The sequence below is a fragment of the Streptomyces sp. NPDC056628 genome, assembly GCF_042792555.1.
Lineage (GTDB): Bacteria > Actinomycetota > Actinomycetes > Streptomycetales > Streptomycetaceae > Streptomyces.
On record NZ_JBHTWG010000008.1, the window covers coordinates 89,922 to 107,662 of the forward strand.

13 protein-coding genes are annotated in these 17,741 nt (G+C 73.0%); 6 read left to right on the forward strand and 7 right to left on the reverse strand.

The genetic code is table 11. The features are described 5' to 3' along the window. Positions 1-2: 2 nt before the first annotated feature. From ACFRAC_RS13600 to ACFRAC_RS13610, 3 genes are read right to left on the reverse strand one after another with little or no spacing between them, the layout of a single operon-like run. Positions 3-1,160, reverse strand: coding sequence for an acetyl-CoA C-acetyltransferase (locus ACFRAC_RS13600; RefSeq protein WP_382924054.1), 1,158 nt, complete (start codon positions 1,158-1,160; stop codon positions 3-5). Between the two features lie 23 nt (positions 1,161-1,183). Then, a complete protein-coding gene (locus tag ACFRAC_RS13605) occupies positions 1,184-1,798 on the reverse strand; it encodes a TetR/AcrR family transcriptional regulator (RefSeq protein ID WP_361342893.1) in 615 nt (204 codons plus the stop codon). Positions 1,799-1,820: 22 nt separating this feature from the next. Next, positions 1,821-2,603 carry an SDR family oxidoreductase gene (locus ACFRAC_RS13610; RefSeq protein ID WP_382924055.1) on the reverse strand — a complete coding sequence of 261 codons (783 nt, stop codon included), beginning with the start codon at positions 2,601-2,603 and terminating at the stop codon, positions 1,821-1,823. A gap of 81 nt (positions 2,604-2,684) precedes the next feature. Here ACFRAC_RS13610 and ACFRAC_RS13615 point away from each other — a divergent pair, with 81 nt between their 5' ends. Together ACFRAC_RS13615 and ACFRAC_RS13620 are read left to right on the forward strand one after the other, a co-directional pair. After that, the gene (locus tag ACFRAC_RS13615; protein WP_382924056.1) at positions 2,685-3,827 is read left to right on the forward strand and encodes an acyl-CoA dehydrogenase family protein; all 1,143 of its coding nucleotides are present in this window, start codon (positions 2,685-2,687) and stop codon (positions 3,825-3,827) included. A 72-nt stretch (positions 3,828-3,899) separates the two neighbouring features. After that, entirely contained in the window at positions 3,900-4,865 is a 966-nt protein-coding gene (locus ACFRAC_RS13620) for an acyl-CoA dehydrogenase family protein (RefSeq protein WP_382924057.1), read from the forward strand. A gap of 13 nt (positions 4,866-4,878) precedes the next feature. Here the strand turns inward: ACFRAC_RS13620 and ACFRAC_RS13625 are convergent, their stop codons facing one another. Next, a complete protein-coding gene (locus tag ACFRAC_RS13625; protein WP_382924058.1) occupies positions 4,879-5,604 on the reverse strand; it encodes a vWA domain-containing protein in 726 nt (241 codons plus the stop codon). A 169-nt stretch (positions 5,605-5,773) separates the two neighbouring features. Between ACFRAC_RS13625 and ACFRAC_RS13630 the strand changes: the two genes are divergently transcribed. Then, entirely contained in the window at positions 5,774-6,712 is a 939-nt protein-coding gene (locus ACFRAC_RS13630; RefSeq protein WP_382924059.1) for a rhomboid family intramembrane serine protease, read from the forward strand. Further along, positions 6,709-7,614, forward strand: a complete 906-nt coding sequence (locus ACFRAC_RS13635; protein WP_382924060.1) for a chitosanase — start codon at positions 6,709-6,711, stop codon at positions 7,612-7,614. The genes ACFRAC_RS13630 and ACFRAC_RS13635 overlap by 4 nt, the downstream gene beginning before the upstream one ends. Before the next feature lie 154 nt (positions 7,615-7,768). Here the strand turns inward: ACFRAC_RS13635 and ACFRAC_RS13640 are convergent, their stop codons facing one another. The 3 genes from ACFRAC_RS13640 to ACFRAC_RS13650 form a co-directional block, all read right to left on the reverse strand. Continuing rightward, positions 7,769-9,232 carry a glutamate synthase subunit beta gene (locus tag ACFRAC_RS13640; protein ID WP_382924061.1) on the reverse strand — a complete coding sequence of 488 codons (1,464 nt, stop codon included), beginning with the start codon at positions 9,230-9,232 and terminating at the stop codon, positions 7,769-7,771. Next, a complete protein-coding gene (gene gltB / locus ACFRAC_RS13645) occupies positions 9,225-13,826 on the reverse strand; it encodes a glutamate synthase large subunit (protein ID WP_382924185.1) in 4,602 nt (1,533 codons plus the stop codon). The genes ACFRAC_RS13640 and gltB overlap by 8 nt, the downstream gene beginning before the upstream one ends. A 398-nt stretch (positions 13,827-14,224) precedes the next feature. Continuing rightward, on the reverse strand, positions 14,225-14,956 hold the full coding sequence (locus ACFRAC_RS13650; RefSeq protein ID WP_382924062.1) for a VIT1/CCC1 transporter family protein: 732 nt from the start codon (positions 14,954-14,956) through the stop codon (positions 14,225-14,227). 309 nt (positions 14,957-15,265) lie between these two features. On the opposite strand from ACFRAC_RS13650, the gene ACFRAC_RS13655 reads away from it, so the two are divergent. Next, positions 15,266-16,315 carry an ADP-ribosylglycohydrolase family protein gene (locus ACFRAC_RS13655; RefSeq protein ID WP_382924063.1) on the forward strand — a complete coding sequence of 350 codons (1,050 nt, stop codon included), beginning with the start codon at positions 15,266-15,268 and terminating at the stop codon, positions 16,313-16,315. After that, entirely contained in the window at positions 16,312-17,739 is a 1,428-nt protein-coding gene (locus ACFRAC_RS13660) for an ADP-ribosylglycohydrolase family protein (protein WP_382924064.1), read from the forward strand. Before ACFRAC_RS13655 ends, ACFRAC_RS13660 begins: the two co-directional genes overlap by 4 nt. Positions 17,740-17,741 lie beyond the last annotated feature (2 nt).

Sequence of the window (17,741 nt, forward strand, 5' to 3'; positions counted from 1 at the left end):
GCTCAGAGCCGCTCGATGATGGTCACATTGGCCTGTCCGCCGCCCTCGCACATGGTCTGCAGCCCGAACCGGCCGCCCGTGCGCTCCAGTTCGTGCAGGAGCGTCGTCATCAGCCTCACGCCGGTCGCGCCGAGCGGATGCCCGAGCGCGAGGGCGCCGCCGTTCACGTTGACCCGGTCGGGGTCGGCGCCGGTCTCCTTCAGCCAGGCGAGGACGACCGGTGCGAACGCCTCGTTGATCTCCACGAGGTCCATGGCGTCGATCGGCAGGCCGGTCTTCTTCAGGGCGTGGGCGGTGGCGGGGATCGGTGCGGTGAGCATCCGCACGGGGTCCTCGCCGCGCACCGAGAGGTGGTGCACCCGGGCCCGGGGCGTGAGCCCGTGCTCGCGCACCGCGCGCTCGGAGGCGAGCAGCATCGCCGCCGCGCCGTCGGAGACCTGCGAGGAGCACGCCGCGGTGATGGTGCCCCCCGCGACGACGGGCCGCAGCGCGGCCATCTTCTCCAGCGAGGTGTCCCGGCGCGGCCCCTCGTCCACGGCGACCGGCCCGTAGGGCACGATCTCCCGTTCGAAGCGGCCCTCGTCGACGGCCCGCAGCGCCCGCCGGTGCGAGCGCAGCGCGAACTCCTCCTGTTCGCGCCGGCCGATCCGCCACTTCGCGGCGATCATCTCGGCCCCCGCGAACTGGTTGACCGGCTTGGTCCCGTACCGGGCGCGCCAGCCCTCGCTGCCCGCGAAGGGGCCCTCGGTCAGGCCCAGCGGTTCGGCGGCCTGCCGGGTGGCGAAGGCGATGGGGATCATCGACATGTTCTGCACGCCGCCCGCGACCACCAGGTCCTGGGTGCCGGACAGCACGGCCTGCGCGGCGAAGTGGACGGCCTGCTGCGAGGAGCCGCACTGCCGGTCCACGGTGACGCCCGGCACCTCCTCGGGCAGTCCGGCCGCCAGCCAGCAGGTCCGCGCGATGTCGCCGGCCTGCGGCCCCACCGCGTCCAGGCAGCCGAAGACGACGTCCTCGACGGCGGCCGGGTCGACGTCCGCCCGGCCGAGCAGCGCGGTGAGGACGTGGGCGCCCAGGTCGGCGGGGTGGACCGCGCCGAGCCCTCCCCCGCGCCGCCCGACGGGCGTACGGACCGCTTCGACGATGTAGGCCTCGGCCATGGCGACTCCCTGCCGTCTAGGGGCTATTCACGTACGGCGATCCCGTCCAGCACCATCGACAGGTACTGCCGGGCGATCTCCTCGGGGCTGTGCTGTCCGCCGGGCCGGTACCAGGACGCGGCGACCCACACGGTGTCGCGGACGAACCGGTAGGTCAGGCGGACGTCGAGGTCGGGCCGGAACACCTCGGCCGCGACGCCGCGCTCCAGCGTCGACAGCCACGCCTTCTCGAACCGGCGCTGCGACTCGGCGAGGAACGCGAACCGCTGCTGGGCGGCGAGCTGCCGGTTCTCCTTCTGGTAGATCGCGACGGCGGCCCGGTGCCGGTCGATCTCCCGGAACGACTCGGTGACCAGCGCCTCCAGCGTCTCGCGGGGGCCCAGCCCGGCCTCCAGGACGGCGTCGTAGCCGGCCCACAGCTCGTCGAGGAAGGTCCGCAGGATCTCCTCGAGCATCGACTCCTTGGAGTCGAAGTGGTAGTAGAGGCTGCCCGCGAGCATGCCGGCGTGGTCGGCGATCGTTCGGACGGTGGTCGCGTTGTAGCCCTGTTCGGCGAAGACCTCGGCCGCGGTGTCGAGGAGTTCACGGCGTCGGGCGGCCGCGGCGGTCACCTGGGGTTCCTTCTTCTTGGTCGGCACCGGTCCATTGTCGTCGGTCGTCCTAGGCGTGCTGGCTGCTGACGGAGACGGTCTCCCCGGTCATGTACGAGGAGTAGTCCGACACGAGGAAGACGATCACGTTGGCCACCTCCCAGGGTTCGGCGGCCCGCCCGAACGCCTCGCGGGCGGTGAGTTCCTCCAGCAGTTCGGGGGTCGTCACGCGGGCCAGGTGCGGGTGCCGGGCCAGGCTCGGCGCCACCGCGTTGACGCGCACCCCGTACGCGGCGGCCTCGATCGCGGCGCACCGGGTCAGAGCCATCACCCCGGCCTTCGCGGCCGCGTAGTGGGCCTGCCCGGCCTGGGCGCGCCAGCCGACGACGGAGGCGTTGTTGACGATGACGCCGCCGGTGGCGCGCATCCGGCGCAGGGCGGCCCGGGTGCAGCGGAAGGTGCCACCGAGGGTGACGTCGAGGACCTGCGTCCACTGCGCGTCGGTCATGTCGACCAGGGGTGCCGTCCCGCCGAGCCCCGCGTTGTTGACGACGATGTCGAGCCGGCCGTGCGCCCGTTCCGCGGTGTCGAACAGGGCGCGTACCTGGGACTCGTCGGTGACGTCGCACACCGCGGACGTCACGGCGTCCTCGAATTCGCGGGCCAGCCGCGCCCGGTGCTCCTCGAGCCGCCGGGTGTGCGGATCGCTGATCAGCACCCGCGCGCCCTCCTGGAGGAGGCGCCGGGCGGTCGCCCCGCCGATGCCGGTGCCCGCCGCCGCGGTGACGACGGCCGTGCGCCCGCGGAGCAGTCCGTGCCCGGGAACGTACGCCGGTGCCTCGACGGGTGTCATGGCAGCACGCTAACCTACCAAACACTTGTTAGGGAAGACCGTCAGGGAAGGCTCCGCTCGTCCGTAGGGAGGGGGACGGCCGTGGACCTCACGTACTCCACCGCCGACGAGGCGTTCCGCGCCGAGGCCCGCGCCTGGCTGCGGGCGCATGTGCCGGCCCGTCCGCTGCCGTCGCTGGAGACCGCGGAGGGCTTCGCCGCGCACCGCGCCTGGGAGGCCGAACTGGCCGCCGGCCGCTGGTCGGTCGTCGACTGGCCGGCCCGGTACGGCGGCCGGGACGCCCCGCCGGCGCGCTGGCTGCTGTTCGAGGAGGAGTACTACGCGGCGGGCGCACCGGGCCGTGTCGGGCAGAACGGCATCAGCCTGCTCGCCCCGACCCTCTTCGCGCACGGCACCGAGGAGCAGCGCGCGCGGGTGCTGCCGCCCATGGGCACCGGGGAGGTGGTGTGGGCGCAGGCGTGGTCGGAGCCGGAGGCGGGCTCGGACCTGGCCGCCCTGCGGTCGAAGGCCGTCCGGGTGTCCGGCGGCTGGCTGCTGTCGGGGCAGAAGACCTGGTCCTCGCGTGCCGCGTTCGCGGACCGGGCGTTCGGGCTGTTCCGCTGCGACCCGGATGCCGAGCGGCCCCACCAGGGGCTCGTCCACGTGATGTTCGACCTGCGCGCCCCGGGCGTGACGGTCCGTCCGATCGCCCGGCTGGACGGCAGTCCGGCCTTCGCGGAGCTGTTCCTGGACGACGTGTTCGTGCCGGACGACGACGTGATCGGGGAGCCCGGCGAGGGCTGGCGGATCGCGATGGCCGCGGCGGGCAACGAACGCGGTCTGATGCTGCGCTCCCCCGGCCGCTTCCTCGCGAGCGCCGACCGGCTGCACCGGCTGTGGCGGGCGCGGGGCGAACCGGAGAGCGCGCGGGCCCGGGTGGCCGACGCGCTGATCGGGGCCCGCGCCTACCAGTTGTTCGCCTGCGCCGCGGTCTCCCGGCTCGCGGACGGCGGATCGATCGGCCCGGAGTCCAGCCTGAACAAGGTGTTCTGGTCGGAGTACGACATCGCGCTGCACGAGACCGCCCTCGATCTGCTCGGCCCCGAGGGCGAGGCGGCCGACACCGAGTGGGCCGAGCGGTACGTCTTCTCGCTGGCCGGGCCGCTGTACGCGGGCACGAACGAGATCCAGCGGGACATCATCGCCGAGCGCCTGCTCGGCCTGCCGAAGGGGCGCCGCCGATGACGTGTCCGCCCACCCTGCCGAAAGGGCGCCGCCGATGAGGTTCCCGCCCGCACCGCCGAAGGAGTGCCGCCGATGAGGTTCCTGCTCGACGCCGAGCAGCGCGCCTTCACCGGCTCGCTGGACACGATGCTGACGGCGGCGGACACCCCGGCGGTCGTCCGGGCGTGGAGCCGGGGCGAGCACGCGGCGGGGCGCGCGCTCTGGTCCCGGCTCGCCGAGGCGGGCGTGTGGGCGCTCGCGGTCCCCGAGTCCCGGGGCGGGCTGGGCCCCCGGCCCGTGGAACTCGCCGCCGCCTTCGTGGAACTGGGGCGGCACGCGGTGCCGGGCCCGCTGGCGGAGACGGTCACGGCGGCGGTGCTGCTGGCCGGGCTGCCCGGTTCGGGTCCCGCCGGGCGGCTGCTGCCGGCCCTGCAGGCGGGCGAGGCGCTGGCGACCGTGGCGTGGGACGCGCCGTACGCGCTGGACGGGGACGTGGCCGACGTCCGGCTCGCGCTCACCGGCGAGGGGATGTTCCTCTCCCCCGGGCACGGTCCGGTGCGCCGCTCCCTGGACCCGGCCCGCCGTCTGACCCCCCTCACGCCCGGAGGGGAGCCGCTCGCCTCCGGCCCGCCGCCCGCCCGGGCCCTCCGGTACGCCCGCCTGTGCACCGCCGCGCAGGCCCTCGGCGTCGGGGAGGCCCTGCTCGGCCGGGCGGTCACCCATGTCCGGCGGCGCACCCAGTTCGGGGTCCCCGTCGGCTCGTTCCAGGCGGTCAAGCACCGGCTGGCCGACGCGAGGATAGGGCTGGAGTTCGCCCGGCCCCTGGTGTTCGGGGCGGCGCTCACCCTGGACCCCGCCGACATCGCCGCCGCCAAGGTGGCCGCCGGTGAGGCCGCGTACGCCACCGCCCGCGCCGCGCTCCAGGCGCACGGGGCGATCGGCTACACCGCCGAGTGCGACCTGTCGCTGTGGCTGACCAAGGCACGTGCGCTGCTGGGCGCCTGGGGCGACCCGGACACCTGCCGGACCGAGGTGCTGCGGAGCGCGGGCCTCGGGTGAGCGCGGGCCGCCGTCAGGCCGGGGGCACGATGCCCCGCGCCCGCGCCGCCGCCAGCCACTGCGGGAACTCCCCGACGAGACGGTCGTACAGCTCGCCGTCCGGCATCGCCGACGGGTTCGAACCGGCGTGGAAGAACCCGGCGTTGTCGACGACCCGCTTGTCCGGCACCGGAAGCTCGTCGAGCCGGCGCAGGAAGTCGAACTGCTTGCTCCCCCGGTCGCCGAACCCGACGAACTGCCAGAACAGCGGCAGCCGCGCCGCCTTGCACAGGTACCGCTCGGCGGCGAGCCGGTTGACGGGCCCGCCGTCGGTCTGGAAGACCACCAGGGCGGGATCCTTGGAACCGCTGTCCAGGTAGTGGTCGATGACCGCGTCCATGGCCAGGTGGTAGCTGGTTCTGCCCATGTGCCCGAGTCCGGACACGATCCGCTCGATCCGGCCCCGGTGGCCGTCCAGCGCGATCTCCGTGACGGCGTCGACATCGGTGGAGAAGAAGACGACGGGGACCCTGCCGTCGTCGTCCAGGTGCGCCGACAGCCCGAGCACCCGGTCGGCCAGGACCTGCACACTGCCGTCCTTGTAGAACGGCTTCATCGACCCGGAGTAGTCCACCACCAGGTAGACGGCGGCCCGCGCCCCGTCCAGCCCGTGCTTGCGCAGGGACACCCCGGCGCTGCGATACGGGCCCGCCAGCGCGGGCGCGGTCTCCTCCACCTTGCTCAGACTGATCGCGGCCATGTCCCCTGCCCCCCTCGTACGGCACCCCGGCGGCCCGACCCTACGGCACACCCGTCCCGCTCCCCCCTGCCGTTCTGCACCGGCATTCGATTTCGGCACCGGGGTTCGATATTTTGTTCGCCGCCGCCCCCACCGGCTCACCGTTCATTCGATCTCCAGGGAGCCGGCAGTGGAGCCCGAGCCCACCGACGCAGCCGTCACCACGTGCTACCGCCACCCCAAGGTGGAGTCCCACGTGCGCTGCACGCGCTGCGACCGCCACATCTGCCCGTCCTGTATGCGGGAGGCGGCCGTCGGGTATCAGTGCGTCGAGTGCGTGAAGGAGGGGGCGCGCTCGGTCCGGCAGGCCCGCACGCTCGTCGGCGGACGGATCACGAGCACCCCGCTGGTGACGACGGTCCTCATCGGCCTGAACGTGATCGCGTACCTCGCCGAGCTGGCCCGTCCGGAGCTGGTCGACCGGTTCGCGATGGTGTCCGCCCGCCTGACCGGTCCGGACGGCGGCTTCTACGTCTACCGGCCCGGGCACCCGCCCGACTTCCAGCCGTCCGGCCTGGTCGCCGGGGAGTGGGAGCGGTTGCTCACCAGCGGCTTCCTCCATCTGCCGCCGACCGAGGGCACCTTCGGGCTGCTGCACATCGTGCTGAACATGCTCGCGCTGCTGCAGCTCGGCCGGGTCGTCGAGCCCCTGCTGGGGCGGCTGCGATTCGTCGCGCTGTACCTGCTGTCGACGCTGGGCGGCTCCGTCCTGGAGCTGATGCTCACCGACGTGAACACGGAGTCGCTGGGTGCGTCCGGCGCGATCTTCGGACTGGGCGCGGCCTCCTACGTGCTGGCCCGCCGGATCGGCGCGGACATGCGGAACGTCAACCGGCTCATGGTGTTCCTGCTGCTGTGGCTGCTGCTGTCCGCGGGCCTGACCTCCTGGCAGGGCCACCTCGGCGGGCTGCTGACCGGCGCGGCGGTGTCCGCCGCCTTCGCCTACGCCCCGCGCGGACCGCGCCAGGTTCCGATCCAGGCGGCCGCGTGCGCGGGCGTCCTCGTCCTGCTGGCCGTGGCCGCGTTCGCCAAGGTCTCCGAGCTGACCGGTGGAGGGATTCCCCAGTGAAGCGTTCCGGCATCCTGATCTTCGCGGCGGCCCCGCTGGCGCTCACCGCGGCGGCGTACTTCCTCATGCCGGCCGACTCCGCCGGGAGCCCGGGCTCCCCGGCCGTCACCACCCAGGCGGCGGCCCGGCAGGAGGCCAAGTCCCGTGCGGAGAAGGAGAGGTCGGCGGACGACGAGCTGATCGCGGACCAGCCGCCCGGCCTCGCCGCCCCGGCCATGAAGACCCTGGCCCAGCAACTGGTCTCCAGCGCCGAGAACTCCACCCTGAACTGGCGTGACACCTTCGGCTACATCGAGGACATCGGCGACGGCCAGGGCTACACGGCGGGCATCATCGGCTTCTGCACCGGCACCAACGACCTGCGCGTCCTGGTCGAGCGCTACACCGCCGACCACCCGGACAACGGGCTCGCGAAGTACCTGCCCGCGCTGCGCGCCGTCGACGGCACCGACTCGCACGAGGGCCTGGACCCCGGCTTCACCGACGCGTGGAAGGCGGAGGCCCGCAAGCCCGAGTTCCAGCAGGCCCAGCTCGCCGAACGCGACCGCGCCTACTTCGAACCGGCCGTGCGCCTCGCCAAGCTCGACGGCCTGGGCACCCTGGGCCAGTTCATCTACTTCGACGCGATGGTCTTCCACGGCCCCGGCATCGACGACGACGGCTTCTACGTGCTGCGCGAACGCGCCCAGCGCGAGGCGGACACCCCCGCCCAGGGCGGCTCCGAGAAGGCGTACCTGGACATCTTCCTCGACATCCGCCGCGCGGCCATGAAGGACAAGCGCACCGGCATCGACACCACCCGCATCGACACCGCCCAGCGGGAGTTCCTGTACGACGGCAACCTCGACCTCGAGCCGCCGCTGACGTGGAAGGTGTACGGGGAGACGTACCACCTGCCGTAGACCGCCGGCCCGGACCGTCCGGGACATGCCGACGGCGCCTGCCCGTTCGTCCGGTCGGGGACGAGGCAGACGCCGTCTCGGGGGGTCCGGGGGAAGCCCCCGGATTTCCCGCCCGTACGCCGTTGTACGGGACGTTCTCGGTTGATCCGGGGGATCAGACCGCCAGGGCGCGGTCCGTCGGGCGGATCGGGGCCGGCAGCTCGCTGACGCCGGTCAGGAAGCGGTCGCAGCCGCGTGCGGCCGAGCGGCCCTCGGCGATCGCCCACACGATGAGCGACTGGCCGCGGCCCGCGTCACCGGCGACGAACACACCGGGCACGTTGGTCTGGAAGTCGGCGTCGCGCGCGATGTTGCCGCGCTCGTCGAGCTCCAGGCCGAACTGCTCGACCAGGCCGTTCTCCCGGTCGGTGCCGGTGAAGCCCATCGCGAGGGTGACCAGCTGGGCGGGGATCTTGCGCTCGGTGCCCGGCTTCTGCGTCAGCTTGCCGTCGACGAACTCGACCTCGGTGAGGTGCAGCCACTGGACGTTGCCGTCCTCGTCGCCCTCGAAGTGGGTGGTGGAGACGGAGTAGACCCGCTCGCCGCCCTCCTCGTGCGCGGACGTCACCTTGTAGAGCATCGGGAACGTCGGCCACGGCTGGGCGACCTGGTTCCGCTCGTCGCCCGGGCGGGGCATGATCTCCAGCTGCGTCACCGAGGCCGCGCCCTGGCGGTGGGCGGTGCCCACGCAGTCGGCGCCGGTGTCGCCGCCTCCGATGACGACGACGTGCTTGCCCTCGGCGGAGATCGGGGAGGTGACGTAGTCGCCCTCCTGGACCTTGTTCGCCAGCGGCAGGTACTCCATCGCCTGGTAGACGCCCTTCAGCTCCCGGCCGGGGACCGGCAGGTCGCGGGCGGTGGTGGCGCCGGCGGCGATGACGACGGCGTCGTACCGCTTGCGCAGGTCGGTCGCCTTGAGGTCGCGGCCGATCTCGACGCCGGTGCGGAAGCGGGTGCCCTCCGCGCGCATCTGCTCGATACGGCGGTTGATGTGCCGCTTCTCCATCTTGAACTCGGGGATGCCGTAGCGCAGCAGGCCGCCGACGCGGTCGGCGCGCTCGTACACGGCCACGGTGTGGCCGGCCCGGGTCAGCTGCTGGGCGGCGGCCAGGCCCGCCGGGCCCGAGCCGATGACGGCGACGGTCTTGCCGGACAGGCGCTCGGGGATCTGCGGGGCGACGTCCCCGGTCTCCCACGCCTTGTCGATGATGGAGACCTCGACGTTCTTGATGGTGACCGGCGGCTGGTTGATGCCGAGGACGCACGCCGACTCGCAGGGCGCGGGGCAGAGGCGACCGGTGAACTCCGGGAAGTTGTTGGTCGCGTGCAGCCGCTCCTGGGCGGCCGCCCAGTCCTCGCGGTAGGCGTAGTCGTTCCACTCCGGGATGAGGTTCCCGAGCGGACAGCCGTTGTGGCAGAACGGGATGCCGCAGTCCATGCAGCGGCTGGCCTGCTTGCTGATGATCGGCAGCAGGGAGCCGGGGACGTAGACCTCGTTCCAGTCCTTCAGACGCACGTCGACCGGACGGGACCGGGCGACCTCGCGGCCGTGGTTCAGAAAGCCCTTGGGATCAGCCATTGGTCGCCGCCTCCATCATCTTCTCGGTGATCTCGGTCTCGGTGAGACCGGCTCGCTCGGCGGCGTCCTTGGCGGCGAGCACTGCCTTGTACGTGCTGGGGATGATCTTGCTGAAGCGGTCCACCGCGGTGTCCCACTCGGCGAGGAGCTTCTCGGCGACCGTGGACCCGGTCTCCTCCTGGTGGCGGCGCACGACGTCGTGCAGCCACTGCTTGTCGGCCTCGTCGAGCGCCTCGACGGCACCCACGTTGCCGGCGTTGACGTTGTCCCGGTCGAGGTCGATCACGTAGGCGACGCCACCGGACATGCCGGCCGCGAAGTTGCGGCCCGTCTCGCCCAGGACCACCGCGTGACCGCCGGTCATGTACTCGCAGCCGTGGTCGCCCACGCCCTCGGAGACGACCAGCGCGCCGGAGTTGCGGACGCAGAACCGCTCGCCGGACCGGCCGCGCAGGAACAGCTCGCCGCCGGTCGCGCCGTACGCGATCGTGTTGCCCGCGATCGTCGAGTACTCGGCGAGGTGGTCGGCGGCCCGGTCCGGCCGGACCACGATCCGCCCGCCGGACAGGCCCTTGCCGACGTAGTCGTTGGCGTCGCCCTCCAGGCGCAGCGTGACACCGCGCGGGAGGAAGGCGCCGAAGGACTGGCCCGCGGAACCGGTGAAGGTGATGTCGATGGTGTCGTCGGGCAGGCCCGCGCCACCGAACTTCTTCGTCACCTCGTGGCCGAGCATGGTGCCGACCGTGCGGTTGATGTTGCGGACCTTGACCTGGGCGCGCACCGGCTGGGCGTCGTTCGCGGAGTCGGCGGCGAGGGCGTCGGCGGCGAGCTTGACGAGCTCGTTGTCGAGCGCCTTCTCCAGGCCGTGGTCCTGCTCGACCAGCTGGTGGCGCACCGCGCCGGCCGGAAGGTCGGGCACGTGAAACAGCGGCTCCAGGTCCAGGCCCTGCGCCTTCCAGTGGTCGACCGCGCGGGTCACGTCGAGCGCCTCGGCGTGGCCGACGGCCTCCTCGATGGAGCGGAAGCCCAGCTCGGCGAGGAGCTCGCGGACCTCTTCGGCGATGTACCGGAAGAAGTTGACGATGTACTCGGCCTTGCCGGCGAAGCGGTCGCGCAGCACCGGGTTCTGGGTGGCGATGCCGACCGGGCAGGTGTCCAGGTGGCAGACGCGCATCATGACGCAGCCGGAGACGACGAGCGGCGCGGTCGCGAAACCGAACTCCTCGGCGCCGAGCAGCGCGGCGATGACGACGTCACGGCCGGTCTTGAGCTGGCCGTCGGTCTGCACGACGATCCGGTCGCGCAGGCCGTTGAGCAGCAGGGTCTGCTGGGTCTCGGCGAGGCCGAGCTCCCAGGGGCCGCCCGCGTGCTTCAGCGAGGTCAGCGGGGAGGCGCCGGTGCCGCCGTCGTGACCGGAGATGAGGACGACGTCCGCGTGCGCCTTGGACACACCGGCCGCGACCGTGCCGACACCGACCTCGGAGACCAGCTTGACGTGAATGCGCGCCTGGGGGTTGGCGTTCTTCAGGTCGTGGATCAGCTGGGCCAGGTCCTCGATGGAGTAGATGTCGTGGTGCGGCGGCGGGGAGATGAGCCCCACGCCCGGCGTCGAGTGACGCGTCTTCGCGACCCACGGGTAGACCTTGTGGCCGGGCAGCTGGCCGCCCTCGCCGGGCTTGGCGCCCTGGGCCATCTTGATCTGGATGTCGTCGGCGTTGACCAGGTACTCGCTCGTCACACCGAAGCGGCCGGAGGCGACCTGCTTGATGGACGACCGGCGCGCGGGGTCGTACAGGCGGTCCGGGTCCTCGCCGCCCTCACCGGTGTTGGACTTGCCGCCCAGCTGGTTCATGGCGATGGCGAGGGTCTCGTGCGCCTCCTTGGAGATGGAGCCGTACGACATGGCGCCGGTGGAGAAGCGCTTGACGATCTCGCTGACCGGCTCGACCTCCTCGACCGGGATCGAGGGGCGGTCCGACGCGAAGCCGAACAGGCCGCGCAGCGTCATCAGGCGCTCGGACTGCTCGTTCACGCGCGCGGTGTACTTCTTGAAGATGTCGTAGCGGCCGGTGCGCGTGGAGTGCTGGAGGCGGAAGACCGTCTCCGGGTCGAACAGGTGCGGCTCGCCCTCGCGGCGCCACTGGTACTCGCCGCCGATGTCCAGGGCGCGGTGCGCCGGGGCGATGCCGCTGGCCGGGTAGGCCTTGGCGTGCCGGGCGGCGACCTCCTTGGCGACGACGTCGATGCCGACGCCGCCGATCTTGCTGGTGGTGCCGTTGAAGTACTTCTCGACGAAGGCCGCCTCGAGGCCGACGGCTTCGAAGACCTGGGCGCCGCGGTAGGAGGCGACGGTGGAGATGCCCATCTTGGACATGACCTTGAGCACGCCCTTGCCGAGGGCGTAGATCAGGTTCCGGATGGCCTGCTCGGCCTCGATGCCGGGCAGGAAGGTGCCGGCGCGGACCAGGTCCTCGACCGACTCCATGGCGAGGTAGGGGTTGACGGCGGCGGCGCCGTAGCCGATCAGCAGGGCGACGTGGTGGACCTCGCGGACGTCGCCGGCCTCGACCAGCAGGCCCACGTGGGTGCGCTGCTTGGTGCGGATGAGGTGGTGGTGGACGGCCGCGGTGAGCAGCAGCGACGGGATCGGCGCGTGCTCGGCGTCGGAGTGGCGGTCCGACAGGACGATCAGCCGGGCGCCGTTCTCGATGGCGGCGTCGGCCTCGGAGCAGATCTCCTCGATGCGCGCGGCGAGGGCGTCGCCGCCGCCGGAGACCCGGTACAGGCCGGACAGGGTCGCGGCCTTGAAGCCGGGCATGTCGCCGTCGGCGTTGATGTGGATGAGCTTGGCCAGCTCGTCGTTGTCGATCACCGGGAAGGGCAGGGTGACCGAGCGGCAGGAGGCGGCGGTCGGCTCCAGCAGGTTGCCCTGCGGGCCCAGCGAGGAGCGCAGCGAGGTGACGAGTTCCTCGCGGATGGCGTCCAGCGGCGGGTTCGTGACCTGCGCGAACAGCTGGGTGAAGTAGTCGAAGAGCAGCCGGGGGCGGTCGCTCAGCGCGGCGATCGGCGAGTCGGTGCCCATCGAGCCGATCGGCTCGGCGCCGGCCTTGGCCATCGGCGCGAGGATGATGCGCAGTTCTTCCTCGGTGTAGCCGAAGGTCTGCTGGCGGCGGGTGACCGAGGCGTGGGTGTGCACGATGTGCTCACGCTCGGGCAGGTCCGACAGCTCGATCTCGCCGGCCTCCAGCCACTCCGCGTACGGCTGCTCGGTGGCGAGGGCGGCCTTGATCTCGGCGTCCTCGATGATGCGGTGCTCGGCCGTGTCGACGAGGAACATGCGGCCCGGCTGGAGGCGGCCCTTGCGGACGACCTTGGCGGGGTCGATGTCGAGGACGCCGACCTCGGAGCCGAGGACGACGAGGCCGTCGTCGGTGACCCAGTAGCGGCCGGGGCGCAGGCCGTTGCGGTCGAGGACCGCGCCGACCTGGGTGCCGTCGGTGAAGGTGACACAGGCCGGGCCGTCCCAGGGCTCCATCATCGTGGAGTGGAACTGGTAGAAGGCGCGGCGGGCCGGGTCCATGGAGTCGTGGTTCTCCCACGCCTCCGGGATCATCATCAGCACCGAGTGCGGCAGGGAGCGTCCGCCGAGGTGGAGGAGTTCGAGCACCTCGTCGAAGGACGCCGAGTCGGAGGCGTCGGGCGTGCAGACCGGGAAGATCCGCTCGAGGCCGCGGTCGCCGAACAGGTCGGAGACGAGCCGCGACTCGCGGGCCCGCATCCAGTTGCGGTTGCCCTTGACGGTGTTGATCTCACCGTTGTGGGCGACGAAGCGGTAGGGGTGCGCGAGCGGCCACGACGGGAAGGTGTTCGTGGAGAAGCGCGAGTGGACGAGCGCGATGGCCGAGGCGAAGCGGCGGTCGGACAGGTCCGGGAAGAAGGGCTCGAGCTGGCCGGTGGTCAGCATGCCCTTGTAGACGATGGTGCGGGACGACAGCGAGGGGAAGTAGACCCCGGCCTCGCGCTCGGCGCGCTTGCGCAGGACGAACGCCTTGCGGTCGAGCGCGATACCCGTCGAAGGCACCGCGGAGCCGTCCGCGACGAAGATCTGGCGGAAGGCCGGCATCGTCGAGCGGGCGGTGGCGCCGAGCAGTCCGGGAGCGACCGGGACCTCGCGCCAGCCGAGGACGTCGAGGTCCTCCTCGGCGGCGATCGCCTCGATGCGCGCGACGGTGTCCTCGGTGCCGTCCTCCGGCAGGAAGGCGATGCCGACGGCGTAGGCGCCGGCCTGGGGGAGCTCGAACCCGGCGACCTCGCGCAGGAAGGCGTCCGGCACCTGGGAGAGGATGCCCGCGCCGTCACCCGAGTCGGGCTCGGAGCCGGTGGCGCCGCGGTGCTCGAGATTGCGCAGAACGGTCAGCGCCTGCTCGACCAGCGTGTGGCTCGCCTCTCCGGTGAGGGTGGCCACGAAGCCGACGCCGCAGGCGTCGTGCTCGTCGCGGGGGTCGTACATACCCTGCGCAGCAGGGCGAGCATCCATGAAGGACCAGTTCTGGCCGTTCGCGGAGTGCTGGGACGGCTGGCGCGGCGTACGCATCGGCTCTCCCGTCGTCGTCATTTGGCTGGAGGTTCCCCGGAAACCGAGCCGGGGAACAGGTGCAAGGGACGACGTTGGCCCTCTGCGTGATCGCAAAATTTCGTGCAGGTTACATGATGGAACGGCTCTCGGGAACCGGGATACTCCGTTCCACCATGCGGACACCACGGCCTGCGACAGGGGTTCCGCGCACGTGGCTCGAAGTATGAGGGGGACCGGACGAGGCAGATCCTTGCCCGCCGGTCCACAGGGAGGCGGAAGGGGCGTTGCCGCCCACCCCGCGCGTGCGCCGCAGGCGTCATTGCCCACAGTGCTTACGGCTCATGCCCGGTGGTCACGCTCCCGAAACCAGCGAGTAACGGAAACTTATGCGGTCCCTCGCATATGTTCCGGCCGCGCTATCCTACGGCCGTCCCGAAGAAGCTGCCCAGGGCGTACGTCACACCGGCCGCCGCGCCACCCAGGGCGAGCTGCCGCAGACCGCTGTACCACCAGTTGCGCGCCGTCACCTTGGCCACGACCGCGCCGCACAGGAAGAGCCCGGACAGCGCGAGCAGCACCGCCGGCCACAGCGCGGTGGCGCCGAGCAGGTACGGCAGGACAGGCAGCAGGGCGCCGAGGGCGAACGACCCGAACGACGACACGGCCGCGACCACCGGCGAGGGCAGGTCGCCCGGGTCGATGCCGAGCTCCTCCCTGGCGTGGATCTCCAGGGCGATCTCGGGGTCGCGGGAGAGCTGTTCGGCGACGGCCCGGGCGAGGTCCGCGTCCACGCCCCGCGCCTCGTAGAGGGCCGCCAGCTCGGCCTCCTCGTCCTTGGGGTGCTTGCTCAGCTCCCGCCGCTCGACGGCCAGTTCGGCCTCGACGAGCTCGCGCTGCGAGGCGACCGAGGTGTACTCGCCGGCCGCCATGGAGAAGGCGCCGGCGGCGAGCCCCGCGAGGCCGCTGAGCACGATGGTCTGATGGCTGACGGCACCGCCGGCGACACCGGTCATGAGGGCGAGGTTGGAGACCAGGCCGTCCATCGCGCCGAAGACCGCGGGGCGCAGCCAGCCGCCGTTCACATCGCGGTGGGTGTGGTTGTCGCGGTGCGCCTCGTGCAGCGCGGCCTCGGTCTCGATGATCGCCATGAGATTCCCCCCGGAGGAAGTCAGGTGGTCCGAAAGCCTCGAAGCCTGGAAGTCAGGTAAGGCTGTCTTTAGACGCGTTCTACTCTTCGACAACGCCAAATCTACGCCTCCACATTCCCTCCCGCCAGCAAGGAAAGGCTGCGCTAACCTGCGGTTTTCCCCGGGAAGCCGCCATGCGGCCGGGGCCTCGGCGGACAGGTCGACCGGGTGACAGTGGCCCCGGTGAGGCACAGGTCAACCGCCGACGGTGGGACACATCCGCAAAGGGCTCCGGCGCCCTGGGCGGAGCCCCCGGAGGAGAGGCCGCGTATGGCATCGATCGCCTGCATCCCCTCGGTTCCGGCGCCCGGTGGCGCCGGAGACCTCCGCGAGCGGGCCCGGGGCGCCCTGCTGGGCCTGGCGGTGGGCGACGCGCTGGGCGCCCCCGCCGAGAACATGAAGCCCTCGGAGATCCGTGCCCGGTGGGGCCGTATCACCGGTTTCGTGGCCGAACGCCCGTGCGGCACCGACGACACCGAGTACGCGATCTTCTCGGGGCTGCTGCTCGCCCGGCACGGCTCGGCCCTCACCCCGGCCCATGTCGAGGCGGCCTGGCACGAGTGGATCGCGGACCGGGCCGAGGGGCCGTTCCGGGGCGCCGGGTTCAGCGAGCGGGGCACGCTGGAGAATCTGCGCCGCGGCCTCGCCGCCCCCATCTCCGCACAGCACCGGCACGCCTGGAGCGACGGGCTGGCCATGCGGGCGGCGCCGTTCGGCGTGTTCGCCGCGGGCCGCCCGGCGGAGGCGGCCCGGCTGGTCGCGATCGACGGCTCGGTGAGCCACGACGGCGAGGGCATCTACGGCGGCCAGGCCGTGGCGGCCGGCGTGGCCGCGGCCATGGCGGGGGCGCCCACCCCGGTGGTGGTGGCCTCCGCGCTGGCCGTGGTCCCGGACGACTCGTGGACGGCGCGTTCCCTGCGCCGGGCCGCCGCGGTCGCCCACGAAGGCGAGCGCGCGGTGCGCTCCGCGGTCGTCATCGGCGGCTACCCGTGGACGGACCTGGCGCCCGAGGCGGTCGCCCTGGCCTTCGGGGCGTACGCGGCGGCCGACGGCGACTTCGTGCAGGCGGTGCTGACGGCGGTGAACATGGGCCGCGACGCGGACACGACGGCCGCGGTCGCGGGAGCGCTGGCCGGAGCGACCCAGGGCGAGCGGGCGATCCCCCCGGACTGGGCGGCCGTGATCGCCCCGGCCCGCGGCAGCTGCCTGCCGTCGATGGCGGGCCACCACGTGCTGGAGGTGGCGGAACTCCTGGCCCCCGGGGACGACCGCAAATGGATCACCGGAGCCCTCACCCCTACCAAGGAGCCCCTCGGATGACACCCCCGACCCCGTGGTCAGAACCCCAGGACGGAGACACGGCCTCACCCACCGCCGGCCCGGCGCTCCTGCCCCCACCCCCCGATCCCGAGACCGCCGACGGCGGGCCCGCCGGGATGGGGCCACCGCCACCCGCACCCGACGACGAGAGCCGCACGGGGGGTGCGGCCGGGAAACTCCCGGCCACAGGCGAAGCCACCGCCACCCTCCAGCCGGCGCAGCACACCCGTGCGACCGGGAAACTCCCCGCCGAAGGCGAAGCCGAAGCCGAAGCCGAAGCCGAGGCCGCGGCCGCCCCCAGGCACCGCGCGGCCCACCGCGTGCGGGGCCTCCTCCTCGGCCTGGCCGCCGGCGACGCCGCCGGCTGGCCCGCCGCCCGGCACCGCGCCGCCCGTATGCCGGACTGGACGCGCCGGCTGACCCGCGAGCTGGAGACGTTCGCCGAGCAGAACGCGACCACCACCCTCCCGGTGCCGATCGCCCTCAACCAGCCGCCCGAGCCCCTGTGCCTCGGCCCCTCCGACGACGCGGAGTGGGCGGCCTTCACCGCCGAGGCCCTGCTGCGGGCCGGCGACGACACCGCCCTCGGCGACCTCAGCCGCGACCGCCGGGTCCGCGCCGCGATCGACCTCACCTGGAACGCCGTCGCCGGCGAGGTCGCCGCCGCGGCGGACCGCGCCCCCGAGGTCGAGTCGGCGGTCCTCCCGCTGCGGGCGCGCATCTCCGTCCGCGCGGGCCTGGGCAACCTCGCCACCGGCCTGCGCCCGCCCGCCACCGGCCACGACAACCCGCACTTCTTCGACGACGCGGCCTGCGTCCGGGCCTGCGTCCTGGCCGTCGCCCACCCCGGCGACCCCCGGCGCGCCGCCGGCCTCGCCGAGTTCGACGCCCGTTACACCCAGGACGGCGACGGCGTCCTCGGCGCGCGGGCGATGGCGGCGGCCGTCTCCCTGGCCCTCACCGGCGCGCCCACCGAGACCTGCGTGGCGGCGGCGCTCGTCGAGCTGCCCGCCGGGACGGAGATCGGCCGCAACGCCCGTCACGCCGTGGACCTCGCCCGGGCCGCCGACGGCGCCTTCGCCCTGGTCCCCCTCCTGGAGCACCAGATCGTCGACCACGTCTACAGCTACGGCGTCGCCGCCGCCGAGACCGTGCCGGTCGCCCTCGCCCTCGCCCTCGCGGCGGGCGGCCGTATCGCCGAGGCGGTCCCGGCCGCCGCCTGTCTGTCCCGGGTGGCGGACTCGGCCCCGGCCCTGACCGGGGCGCTCACCGGCGCCCTGGGCGGCGACGCCTGCGTCCCGGCGGCCTGGCGCGACGCCTGCCGCACCCTGTCCGGCTGCGCGCTCCCCCGGCTCACCGGCACCGACCTGGTGGAACTCGCCGACCTCCTGGAAGCCGCCCAACCGGACCGACCAGGAGGATGATT